7 protein-coding genes and 1 other RNA gene are annotated in these 12,072 nt (G+C 67.8%); 6 read left to right on the top strand and 2 right to left on the bottom strand.

The genetic code is table 11. The features are described from left to right. Positions 1 to 463: 463 nt before the first annotated feature. From ACCQ05_RS02505 to ACCQ05_RS02480, 6 genes are all read left to right on the top strand, one after another. Complete coding sequence (locus tag ACCQ05_RS02505) at positions 464 to 1,705, top strand: efflux RND transporter periplasmic adaptor subunit (protein WP_228964416.1); 1,242 nt, start codon at positions 464 to 466, stop codon at positions 1,703 to 1,705. A 94-nt stretch (positions 1,706 to 1,799) separates the two neighbouring features. Further along, positions 1,800 to 5,039, top strand: coding sequence for an efflux RND transporter permease subunit (locus ACCQ05_RS02500; RefSeq protein WP_372392825.1), 3,240 nt, complete (start codon positions 1,800 to 1,802; stop codon positions 5,037 to 5,039). 190 nt (positions 5,040 to 5,229) lie between these two features. Then, a complete protein-coding gene (locus ACCQ05_RS02495) occupies positions 5,230 to 8,370 on the top strand; it encodes an efflux RND transporter permease subunit (RefSeq protein WP_372392824.1) in 3,141 nt (1,046 codons plus the stop codon). Positions 8,371 to 8,773: 403 nt separating this feature from the next. After that, entirely contained in the window at positions 8,774 to 9,208 is a 435-nt protein-coding gene (locus ACCQ05_RS02490) for a VOC family protein (RefSeq protein WP_372392823.1), read from the top strand. A gap of 35 nt (positions 9,209 to 9,243) precedes the next feature. Next, positions 9,244 to 9,642 (top strand): VOC family protein, encoded by a 399-nt coding sequence (locus ACCQ05_RS02485; RefSeq protein WP_372392822.1) that lies wholly within the window; start codon positions 9,244 to 9,246, stop codon positions 9,640 to 9,642. Positions 9,643 to 9,703: 61 nt separating this feature from the next. Further along, positions 9,704 to 9,779, top strand: a non-coding RNA gene (locus ACCQ05_RS02480) — sX9 sRNA. A 47-nt stretch (positions 9,780 to 9,826) separates the two neighbouring features. On the opposite strand, the gene hglS is transcribed toward ACCQ05_RS02480, so the two are convergent. Both hglS and ACCQ05_RS02470 read right to left on the bottom strand, forming a co-directional pair. Next, positions 9,827 to 11,194 (bottom strand): 2-oxoadipate dioxygenase/decarboxylase HglS, encoded by a 1,368-nt coding sequence (gene hglS, locus ACCQ05_RS02475; protein ID WP_372392821.1) that lies wholly within the window; start codon positions 11,192 to 11,194, stop codon positions 9,827 to 9,829. Positions 11,195 to 11,340: 146 nt separating this feature from the next. Then, on the bottom strand, positions 11,341 to 11,940 hold the full coding sequence (locus ACCQ05_RS02470; protein ID WP_372392820.1) for a hypothetical protein: 600 nt from the start codon (positions 11,938 to 11,940) through the stop codon (positions 11,341 to 11,343). Positions 11,941 to 12,072 lie beyond the last annotated feature (132 nt).

The following is a 12,072-nucleotide window of genomic DNA, read 5'->3' as shown; positions in this document are numbered from 1 at the left end:
ATCCTCTAATGAACGATCTGCACTGTAGTCCACCTGCGCGGTCAGGTCGCGTCCATCGTGGTGCTTTCGTGCAGAGCGGACGTTGGCGCGCCGATGCAGAACCGCATGGCACGCGCTGGACAGGGGCGGCGATGGCGTTGCAGTGCCGGCCGGCCTGGCGTCGTCATCGCCCTCCCTCTGGCCGCGTCGAATGGCCGGCGAACATTTGGCCTGGCCGCCGACGGCCACCCGTCGCCGGGCTTGTCCGCAGGCGCACGCTGCGGTGGTGCGACCAGATTCAGCCCGGCGGTCAACCGTTTCGGCGTTGACGCGTTGCCGCTACACGCATCCGTGAACGGTGTGGTCGTTTCGCCAGGCGGGGCGTTACTTCAGTAATGCTCAATTGCCTGTTCGCAACGATATGCTTCGCAAAGCCGCCCCACGGTCGCCTCCCAGCGCCCGGCCCGTCCTCAGGAGTTGTCGCATGTCGCGTTTTTGGAAGATCACACTGCTGGTCGTAGCGGTGCTCGTCGTGGTGTTCGTTGCAATGCGGATGATGGGTGGAGGCAGTCAGGGCAAGCGGGCGGGCGCGCCGGACGGCAACGGCACCGAAAACAGCGCCCCGGTGCCGGTCACGGTCGTGGCCGCCACCACCCAGGATGTGCCGGTGTATGCCAGCGCGCTGGGCACGGTGACCGCGCTCAACACGGTGACGGTCAGCCCGCAGGTCGGCGGCCAGCTGATGAGCCTGAACTTCAAGGAAGGCCAGGAAGTGAAGAAGGGCGAGCTGCTGGCGCAGATCGACCCGCGCACGCTGCAGGCCAGCTACGACCAGGCGCTGGCGGCCAAGCGCCAGAACCAGGCGCTGCTGGCGACCTCGCGGGTGAACTACCAGCGCTCCAACGACCCCGCCTACAAGCAGTACGTCTCGCGTACCGATCTGGACACCCAGCGCAACCAGGTGGCGCAGTACGAGGCCGCGGTGGCCGCCAACGATGCGCAGATGCGCTCGGCGCAGGTGCAACTGCAGTTCACCCGGGTGACCGCACCGATCGACGGCATTGCCGGCATCCGCGGCGTGGACGTGGGCAACATCGTCAGCACCACCTCCACCATCGTGACCCTGACCCAGATCCGCCCGATCTACGTGTCCTTCAACCTGCCCGAGCGCGAGTTGCAGGCGGTACGCAGCGGCCAGGCGGCCGCACCGCTGGCCGTGGCCGCGCTGGATCGCGGCGATGCGCATGTGATCAGCGGCGATGGCAAGCTGGATGTGATCGACAACCGCATCGCCACCGACAGCGGCACCTTCGGCGCGCGTGCCATTTTCGACAACACCGACAACGCCTTGTGGCCGGGGCAGTTCGTCAACGTGCGGCTGCAGTTGCGCACCATCGCCGGCGGCACCGTAGTGCCGACCCAGGCCGTGCAGCGCGGCCCGGACGGCGATTACGTCTACGTGGTGGGCAACGACAACACCGCGCAGATGCGCACCGTGGTGCAGGGCGTGGAGGTGGACGACAGCCACGTGCAGGTGACCAAGGGCCTCAAGCCCGGCGAGCGCGTGGTGACCGAAGGCCAGTTCCGGCTCAAGCCGGGCAGCAAGGTCACCGCGCTCAAGCCGGGCGAGACGCCGCCGGAGCCCACCGAGGCCGAGCTCAAGGCGGCGCAGGAAAAGCAGAAGGGTGGCGGCGGCGGTGGCCGTCGTGGCGGCGGTCCGCGCTAATGCCTGACCACTGGCGACGGACCACTCCGTCGCCAGTGCGCGTCGGCGCCCTGCGCGCCGGCACCGATTGACGTCTCCAGCAAGGATTCCCCCCGTGGGCTTTTCGACCATCTTCATCCGCCGCCCCATCGCCACCTCGCTGTTGATGGCGGGCGTCCTGCTGCTGGGCATCCTGGGTTACCGGCAACTGCCGGTGTCGGCGCTGCCGGAAATCGACGCGCCCAGCCTGGTCGTGACCACCCAATATCCCGGCGCCAACGCCACCACCATGGCCTCGCTGGTGACCACGCCGCTGGAGCGCCAGTTCGGGCAGATCTCCGGGCTGCAGATGATGACCTCCGATTCGTCGGCAGGCCTGTCCACGATCATCCTGCAGTTCTCGATGGACCGCGATATCGACATCGCCTCGCAGGACGTGCAGGCGGCGATCCGCCAGGCCACCCTGCCCTCGTCGTTGCCCTACCAGCCGGTCTACAACCGGGTCAATCCGGCCGATGCGGCCATCCTCACCCTCAAGCTCACCTCCGATTCGCTGCCGCTGCGCGAGGTCAACCGCTATGCCGATGCGATCCTGGCCCAGCGCCTGTCGCAGGTGCCGGGCGTGGGCTTGGTGTCGATCGCCGGCAACGTGCGCCCGGCGGTACGCATCCAGGTCAACCCGGCGCAGCTGTCGAACATGGGCCTGACCATGGAGTCGCTGCGCAGTGCGCTGACCCAGACCAACGTCAGCGCGCCCAAGGGCTCGCTCAACGGCAAGACCCAGTCCTACAGCATCGGCACCAACGATCAGCTCACCGATGCGGCGCAGTACCGCGAGACCATCATCAGCTTCAACGACGGCCGGCCGGTGCGATTGGCCGATGTGGCCAAGGTGGTCGATGGCGTGGAAAACGACCAACTGGCCGCCTGGGCCGACGGCAAGCCGGCGGTGTTGCTGGAGATCCGCCGCCAGCCTGGCGCCAACATCGTGCAGACGGTGGAGCAGATCCGCGGCATCCTGCCGCAGCTGCAGGCGGTGTTGCCGGCCGACGTGCACCTGGAGGTGTTCTCCGACCGCACCGAGACCATCCGCGCCTCGGTGCACGAGGTCAAGTTCACCCTGGTGCTGACCATCGGCCTGGTGGTGGCGGTGATCTTCGTGTTCCTGCGCCGGCTGTGGGCCACCATCATTCCCTCGGTGGCGGTGCCGTTGTCGCTGGCCGGTACCTTCGGGGTGATGGCCTTTGCCGGCATGTCGCTGGACAACCTGTCGCTGATGGCGCTGGTGGTGGCCACCGGGTTCGTGGTCGACGATGCGATCGTGATGATCGAAAACATCGTGCGCTACATCGAACAGGGCAAGAGCGGGCCGGAAGCGGCCGAGATCGGCGCCAGGCAGATCGGCTTCACCGTGCTGTCGCTGACCGTGTCGCTGGTGGCGGTGTTCCTGCCGCTGCTGCTGATGCCCGGCGTCACCGGACGGTTGTTCCACGAGTTTGCGTGGGTGCTGTCGATCGCGGTGGTGATCTCGATGCTGGTGTCGCTGACGCTGACGCCGATGATGTGCGCCTACCTGCTCAAGCCCGATGCCCTGCCCGAGGGCGAGGACGCGCACGAGCGCGCGGCCGCCGCCGGCAAGACCAATCTGTGGACGCGCACGGTGGGCGCCTACGAGCGCAGCCTGGACTGGGTGCTGGCGCGCCAGCCGCTGACCCTGGCGGTGGCGATCGGCGCGGTGGCACTGACGGTGCTGCTGTACGTGGCCATCCCCAAGGGCCTGCTGCCCGAGCAGGACACCGGCCTGATCACCGGCGTGGTGCAGGCCGACCAGAACGTGGCGTTCCCGCAGATGGAAGAGCGCACCCAGGCGGTGGCCGCGGCGCTGCGCAAGGATCCGGCGGTCACCGGCGTGGCCGCGTTCATCGGCGCCGGCACCATGAACCCCACGCTCAACCAGGGCCAGCTCTCGATCGTGCTGAAGACGCGCGGCGACCGCGACGGCCTGGACGAGGTACTGCCGCGCCTGCAACAGGCGGTGGCCGGCATCCCCGGGGTGGCGCTGTTCCTCAAGCCGGTGCAGGACGTCACCCTGGATACCCGCGTGGCCGCCACCGAATACCAGTATTCGTTGTCGGACGTGGACAGCAGCGAGCTGGCCACCTGGGCCGGGCGCATGACCGAGGCGATGCGCAAGCTGCCCGAACTGGCGGACGTGGACAACAACCTGGCCAACCAGGGCCGGGCGCTGGAACTGACCATCGACCGCGACAAGGCCAGCATGCTGGGCGTGCCGATGCAGACCATCGACGACACCCTGTACGACGCCTTCGGCCAGCGCCAGATCTCCACCATCTTCACCGAGCTCAATCAGTACCGGGTGGTGCTGGAAGTGGCGCCGGAGTTCCGCAGCAGCACCGCGCTGATGAACCAGCTGGCGGTGGCCAGCAACGGCAGCGGCGCGCTGACCGGCACCAATGCCACCAGCTTCGGCCAGGTGACCTCGTCCAACTCGTCCACCGCCACCGGCGTGGGCGCGCAGAACACCGGCATCGTGGTCGGTGCCGGCAGCATCATTCCGCTGGCCTCGCTGGCGCAGGCCAAGGTCACCAACACACCGCTGGTGGTGAGCCACCAGCAACAGCTGCCGGCGGTGACCATCTCGTTCAACCTGGCGCCGGGACATTCGCTGTCGCAGGCGGTGGCGGCGATCGAGAAAGCGCGCGAAGCGCTGAAGATTCCCACCCAGGTGCATGCGCAATTCGTCGGCAAGGCGGCCGAATTCACCGGCAGCCAGACCGACATCGTATGGCTGCTACTGGCCTCGATCGTGGTGATCTACATCGTGCTGGGCGTGCTGTACGAAAGCTACATCCACCCGCTGACCATCATCTCCACGCTGCCGCCGGCCGGTGTCGGCGCGCTGCTGGCGCTGATGCTATGCGGGCTGAGCCTGTCGGTGGACGGCATCGTCGGTATCGTGCTGTTGATCGGCATCGTCAAGAAGAACGCGATCATGATGATCGACTTCGCGATCGAAGCGCGCCGCGAAGGTGCCAACGCGCACGACGCGATCCGCCGCGCCTGCCTGCTGCGCTTCCGTCCGATCATGATGACGACCGCCGCGGCCATGCTGGGCGCCTTGCCGCTGGCGCTGGGCACCGGCATCGGCTCGGAGCTGCGCCGCCCGCTGGGCATCGCGATCGTGGGTGGCCTGCTGCTGTCGCAGCTGGTCACGCTGTACACCACCCCGGTGATCTACCTGTACATGGAACGCGCCGGCGAACGCCTGCGCGCCTGGCGCGCGCGGCGTGCGGCGGCGGCGGCGGCGCATCGGCACGTGGAGGGGCGGGTATGAGGCTCGAAGAAATCGGGACCGGGGACCGGGGACCGGGGACCCGGGGTGAAGCCAGGAGCGCCGGCAAAGTACGCAACGCCAGCGGCACGGCAATCGGCCCGGACATGCGGCGCGCGTTCCGCTCGCCATGGCAGCCGCACCCGCTTTCCCGGGTCCCCGGTCCCCGGTCCCCGGTCCCGGAATTTCCCCGATGAACATCTCCGCGCCCTTCATCAAGCGCCCGATCGGCACCTCGCTGCTGGCGATCGGTTTGTTCGTGATCGGATTGATGTGCTATCTGCGGCTGGGCGTGGCGGCATTGCCGAACATCCAGATCCCGGTGATCTTCGTGCACGCCACCCAATCCGGTGCCGATGCCAGCACCATGGCCTCCACCGTCACCGCGCCACTGGAACGCCACCTGGGCCAGCTGCCCGGCATCGACCGCATGCGCTCGTCCAGTTCGGAGAGCAGCAGCTTGGTGGTGCTGGTGTTCCAGAGCAATCGCAATATCGATTCGGCCGCGCAGGACATCCAGACCGCGATCAACGCATCGCAATCGGACCTGCCCTCCGGGCTCGGCACGCCGATCTATTCGAAAGCCAACCCGAACGACGACCCGGTCATCGCCATCGCGTTGACCTCGGACACCCAGTCGGCCGATGAGCTCTACAACGTGGCCGACTCGCTGCTGGCGCAGCGGCTGCGCCAGATCACCGGCATCAGCTCGGTGGACATCGCCGGTGCCTCCACCCCGGCGGTGCGCGTGGACGTGGACCTGCGCGCGCTCAACGCGCTGGGGCTGACCCCGGACGATCTGCGCAACGCGGTGCGCGCGGCCAACGTCACCTCGCCGACCGGCTTCCTGTCCGACGGCAACACCACCATGGCCGTGATCGCCAACGATTCGGTAGCCAAGGCCGCCGATTTCGCGCAACTGGCGATCTCCACCCAATCCAACGGGCGCATCGTGCGGTTGGGCGATGTGGCTACCGTCTACGACGGGCAACAGGACGCGTATCAAGCCGCCTGGTTCGACGGCAAACCGGCGGTGGTGATGTATGCCTTCACCCGCGCCGGCGCCAACATCGTCGAAACCGTGGACCAGGTGAAGGCGCAGATTCCCGAACTGCGCGCCTATCTGCAGCCCGGCACCACGCTCACGCCCTACTTCGACCGCACGCCCACCATCCGCGCCTCGCTGCACGAGGTGCAGGCCACGCTGATGATCAGCCTGGCGATGGTGGTGCTGACCATGGCGTTGTTCCTGCGCCGGTTGGCGCCCACGCTCATTGCCGCGGTCACCGTGCCGCTGTCGCTGGCTGGCTCGGCGCTGGTGATGTACGTGCTGGGCTTCACCTTGAACAACCTCAGCCTGCTGGCGTTGGTCATTGCGATCGGATTCGTGGTCGACGACGCGATCGTGGTGATCGAGAACATCATGCGGCACCTGGACGAAGGCATGCCGCGCCTGGAAGCCGCACTGACCGGCGCGCGCGAGATCGGCTTCACCATCGTCTCGATCACCGCCTCGCTGGTGGCGGTGTTCATCCCGATGCTGTTCGCCAGCGGCATGATCGGTGCGTTCTTCCGCGAGTTCACCGTGACCCTGGTGGCGGCGATCGTGGTGTCGATGCTGGTGTCGCTGACCTTGACCCCGGCCCTGTGCAGCCGCTTCCTGTCTGCGCATACCGAGCCGGAAAAACCCGGCCGCTTCGGCGCCTGGCTGGACCGCATGCACGAGCGCATGCTGCGCGTGTACACGGTAGCGCTGGATTTTTCGCTGCGCCACGCGCTGCTGTTGTCGCTGACACCGCTGATGCTGATCGCCGCCACCGTGTTCCTGGGCGGGGCAGTCAAGAAGGGCTCCTTCCCCGCGCAGGACACCGGCCTGATCTGGGGCCGCGCCAATTCCAGCGCAACGGTCTCGTTCGCCGACATGGTCAGCCGCCAGCGCCGCATCACCGACATGCTGATGGCCGACCCGGCGGTCAAGACCGTCGGTGCGCGGCTGGGCTCAGGCCGCCAGGGCTCCAGCGCCTCGTTCAACATCGAGCTCAAGACGCGCGATGAGGGACGCCGCGATACCACCGCCCAGGTGGTCGCGCGCCTGAGCGCCAAGGCCGACCGCTACCCGGACCTGGACCTGCGCCTGCGCGCCATCCAGGACCTGCCCAGCGATGGCGGCGGCGGCACCAGCCAGGGCGCGCAATACCGCGTGTCGCTGCAGGGCAACGACCTGGCGCAATTGCAGGAATGGCTGCCCAAGCTGCAGGCTGCGCTGAAGAAGAACCCGCGCCTGCGCGATGTGGGCACCGACGTCGATACCGCCGGCCTGCGCCAGAACATCGTGATCGACCGCGCCAAGGCCGCGCGCCTGGGCATTTCGGTCGGCGCGATCGACGGCGCGCTGTATGGCGCATTTGGCCAACGCTCCATCTCCACCATCTATTCCGACCTCAACCAGTACAGTGTGGTGGTCAACGCGCTGCCCTCGCAGACCGCCACCCCCAAGGCCCTGGACCAGATCTTCGTGCCCAACCGGGCCGGCCAGATGGTGCCGATCACTGCGGTGGCCACCCAGACTCCCGGTCTGGCGCCGCCGCAGATCATCCACGAAAACCAGTACACCACGATGGATCTGAGCTACAACCTGGCTCCCGGGGTGAGCACGGGCGAGGCAGACCTGATCATCGAGTCGGCGGTCAAAGGGCTGCGCATGCCCGACGGCATCCGCCTCAGCGGCGACGACAGCTTCAACGTGCAGCTCAGCCCCAACTCGATGGGCATCCTGTTGCTGGCGGCGGTGCTCACCGTCTACATCGTGCTGGGCATGCTCTACGAGAGCCTGATCCACCCGGTGACCATCCTGTCCACGCTGCCGGCCGCCGGCGTCGGCGCGCTGCTGGCGTTGTTCATCACCAATACCGAGCTGTCGGTGATCTCGATGATTGCGCTGGTGCTGCTGATCGGCATCGTCAAGAAGAACGCCATCATGATGATCGACTTCGCACTGGTGGCGCAGCGCGTGCACGGCATGGATGCGCGCGCAGCGGCGCGCGAGGCCTCGATCGTGCGCTTCCGTCCGATCATGATGACCACCATGGTGGCGATCCTGGCGGCGGTGCCGCTGGCAGTGGGCCTGGGCGAAGGCTCGGAACTGCGGCGCCCGCTGGGCATCGCGATGATCGGCGGGCTGGTGTTCTCGCAGAGCCTGACCCTGCTCAGCACTCCGGCGCTGTATGTGATCTTCTCGTGCCTGAGCGAACGCTGGAAGGCGCGGCGCGCCCGCAAGCGCGCGCAGCGGGCCGAACGGGCTGCGGCACGCCGCCCTGCGACCCAGACGCACTGAGCCGTCGCGAAAGCCGACCGCAACGCCGGACATGCCGGCCTTCGGCACGCCTTCGCGTCGGCCAGGCAAACGCCCTCATCCGCAGCGCGATGCGTGGCCCGGCGCGTTGGCGTTTCCACAAGCAAGCGCCAGCGCGCGCATGGCGCGTCTGGATACTGGGCTCAGCCGCCAAACGGTCGTCCGTTCGTCGGCTGCACGGCAATGACGGCCGATGGTTGCTGCAGGTCGGCAAGCGAGCGAGTAGGCTGCCACGGGTGCGGCGCATGCCCAATCCTGGCCATGACCGCATCGATCACACACTGCGCACGGTCATCAAGGCCGACGACGTCGTCGACGTCGTGACCTGACACTCCGGATGCAGCAACCGGACCATGCTGTCAATCCGCCTTGCGAGGACTGTCCGATGCACATCACGCCCTACCTGTATTTCGCCGGCACCTGCCGCGCGGCCTTCGCGCACTACCAGCACGTGCTGGGCGGCGAACTGATGCTGATGACCTACGCACAGATGCCGCCGCATGCCGAAGGCGAGGCAGCGATGGAGGATGCGGCGGCGGCCGCGGATCTGGTCATGCACGTAAGCCTCGCCGGACCTGATGCGCCGCTGCTGATGGGCTCGGACCTGCCACCGGGCAAACAGGTGCAGGGCACCGGCGCGGTGTCGGTCGCGCTCGGCTTCGACGACACCCTCCAGGCCGAGCGCGTGCATGCCGCACTGGCGGACGGCGGTCAGGTGCAGATGCCGTTCGACGAGACCTTCTGGGCAGAAGGCTTTGGCATGTGCACCGACCGCTTCGGCATCCAATGGCTGGTCAACGGCCGTTACCGCAGCGTCTGATCCCCACCCCGCTCCACTCCACAGGACATCACCGCATGATCAGCCAGATCTTCGTCAACCTGCCGGTCGAATCGCTGCCGCGTTCGGTCGCCTTCTTCACTGCCATGGGCTTTGCGTTCAATCCTGCCTACACCGACGAGAACGCCACCTGCCTGATCCTGGGCGAGAACATCTTCGCGATGTTGCTGGTCAAACCGTTCTTCCAGGGCTTCAGTCACAAGGCCATCTGCGATACGGCCCATGCCGCGGAAACCATCACCGCCCTAACGGTCGGCAGCCGCGAGGAGGTGGATGCGCTGGTGAGCAAGGCGCGCGCGGCCGGTGGTCAGGTGAGCGGCGAGCCGAAGGACTACGGCTTCATGTACCAGCACGGCTTTGCCGATCCGGATGGCCATCTGTGGGAGGTCTTCCACAGCAGCGGCGCGCCGGGCTAAGAGCAGCCAACAGGACTCCTGCGCTCACCGCCAGGCGGGCGCGGCCGTTGCTCGGTGCGGCATGTACCACGCGGCCACTCCGGTTCCTGCGCGCCGTCCGCACCCACCTGACGACCGCTCGCCATGTTTTGGTCGCCGCTCCAAGCCGCGCGGCGACTCGGCTGCATCCAACGAGGTGCCGCGCCTACCCCAGCAAGCCCTGCAGGGAATCGCGCTCCAGCTGCGCATACAGCGCGAATTCGTCATGCACCGGCGCGCCCAATGCCTGTTCGAAGCTGCGCTGGCTCGCGTGCGCGGCATAGGCGCGCTGCTCGGCACCGCCCAGGTTGGACTGGAAGATGCCCGCCGCACTGACCGGCAGGAAGTCTTCGTAGACGATCGGGTCGGCGCTGACCAGGCCGAGCGCGATGGCGGTTTCCGCCGGCATGGCGGCGACCTGCGCCGGATCGGCGCGGCCGGCCTCGGTCAGCGCATAACGGAAATAGCCCAGCCCTTCCTGGCGCAGCAGCGCTTCGTCATCGGGAAAGGCCACGAAGGCGGTCTGCAGGCGGGTGGCGTAATCGGTGCCCGTGCTGCCCGCACCGTCGGTCTCGCGTGCCTGCGCCAGCAATGCGTCGTACAGCGCGCGGCCCTTGGGCGTCAGCGCGAGCCCGCGCTGCTCGATCTCGCCAAAGCGCGCGGTATGCGTGCCGTGTTCGGGCTGTCCGCCATCGCCGACGAACCGCACCGGTTCTTCCAGCGCCTTGAAACTGGTCTGGCGCAACAGGATCGGGACACGCCGCCGTGGCGGCCCCTCGATCACCGCCTTGGCATCGATGCCGGCCTGCTGCATCTGCGCCTGCGCCGCATCGATATCCAGCGTGCGCGGGGTCAGGTGGTTGATGTGCGGGCCGTGGAAACTGACCACATCGGCGATCAACTTGTGCGCATCGCTCAGCGCGCGGTAGGTCGGCAGCGACACCGTCGCATCGCCGTGCCAGCGGAAGGTTTCCAGCGCCTGGGCCACGAACTGCTGCGCCTGGGTCGCATCCAGCCCGCCTGCGCGTTCGCACTGCTCGATCAACTGCAGTGCGCCGGCGGTGAAGATCTGCCGCTGCTGCAGGATCTGCGCGGCCTGCTCGCGCAGGGCGACATCTTCGATCAGCTCCAGCCGCAGCAGCGAGGTGAACACGCGGAACGGATTGGCCGCCAGCGCGGCCTCGTCGATCGGCCGGAATGCGGTGGAGTGCACCGGCACGCCGGCCACCGACAGGTCGTAATAGCCCACCGGGTGCATGCCCATCACCGCGAACAAGCGGCGTAAGGTCGCCAGTTCTTGCGCGGTGCCGACCCGGATCGCGCCATGCCGCTCCAGGTCCAGCCGTGCGCGCTCGTCGTTGCGCTGCAAGCGCGCCGCCAAGGCCGGATCGGCCTCCAGCGTCTGCGCATTGACCTGCGCCACCAGGGCCATCAGGTTGCCGTACAGCGGCACCTCGGCGCGGTACATGTCCGACATCGCCTGTGCGAACAGGCTGCGGATGTGATCGGGAGAGACAAACACGGTATCGCGCATGGACAGGTCTTGGCAGGGGCCGGCTGATGCCGGCGTTGCCTGCATTCTCGCCGACCGCGCCCTGCGGCGACCAGCTGCATGGCAGCATCGCCGCTGCGTGTTGGCGCGCAGACAGCCGGCGCGCGCACGTTGCATACCGTGCGGTGCTACAGCCCCGCCTGTGCCGCCGCCTCGGCCGCTTCGCTGGCGTCGCGTGCGGCCTCCAGGCGCTGCGCGTGGTCGCCGAGCTGGCGACGCAGCAGCGCGTCCAGGGTGATCGGGCGTTCCCAGCGGTCGTAGCTGGCAACGATGGCATGCCGCAGCGCGCGCATGTGCGCATTGTCCGGCGTCACCGACAGCCGCGTGATCACGCCCTGCCAGCCGTCATGATGATCGCGGCTGTAGGCGCGCACGCTCTCGCGGCACGACAGCTGCACGGTCTGCGCCCAGAAACAGGCGAAATAGAGATCGCCGGCGTGCCAGCCATGCACCTGCAGCAGCGCCCGCACGTAGCCGCGCGGGGTGTCGGTATAGCGCGCCACCTCGTCGATGAAGCTGTCCGGATAGCGCTGCGCATAGCTGCCCATGTCGGCCAGATGCTGGTCCACCCAGGCATCGCCGGTACCAGGCATCACCGCCGGCGCGCTTTCCTGCGTGGCGGCCGCGGCAGCGGATGCCGGCGTGCTCTGGGCAGCCGCCAGCGCCGGAACCAGCAAGGCCGTCAGCACGGGCAGCAATCGCAATCGGAAGGGGCGCAGAACAAGCATGCCGCCGATGATGCCGCATGCCTGCGTCGGTGTCAGGCGGTGGCGGCGATCGCTAGCACCACCTCGTCCGCCGCGTCCTTCTCGATCGCCGGTGCAAGTCGCGTCCGCCAGCCGGCACACGCCGCAGCGGGC

This window comes from Xanthomonas sp. NCPPB 3582, assembly GCF_041475735.2.
Taxonomy (GTDB): domain Bacteria; phylum Pseudomonadota; class Gammaproteobacteria; order Xanthomonadales; family Xanthomonadaceae; genus Xanthomonas; species Xanthomonas codiaei.
This window is presented reverse-complemented; position numbering and strand designations above follow the sequence as displayed.

Coding starts and splice junctions, on each gene's coding strand:
- ACCQ05_RS02505 (WP_228964416.1), top strand. CDS start 464: ATGTCGCGTTTTTGGAAGATCACACTGCTGGTCGTAGCGGTGCTCGTC.
- ACCQ05_RS02495 (WP_372392824.1), top strand. CDS start 5,230: ATGAACATCTCCGCGCCCTTCATCAAGCGCCCGATCGGCACCTCGCTG.
- ACCQ05_RS02490 (WP_372392823.1), top strand. CDS start 8,774: ATGCACATCACGCCCTACCTGTATTTCGCCGGCACCTGCCGCGCGGCC.
- ACCQ05_RS02485 (WP_372392822.1), top strand. CDS start 9,244: ATGATCAGCCAGATCTTCGTCAACCTGCCGGTCGAATCGCTGCCGCGT.
- hglS (WP_372392821.1), bottom strand. CDS start 11,194: ATGCGCGATACCGTGTTTGTCTCTCCCGATCACATCCGCAGCCTGTTC.
- ACCQ05_RS02470 (WP_372392820.1), bottom strand. CDS start 11,940: ATGCTTGTTCTGCGCCCCTTCCGATTGCGATTGCTGCCCGTGCTGACG.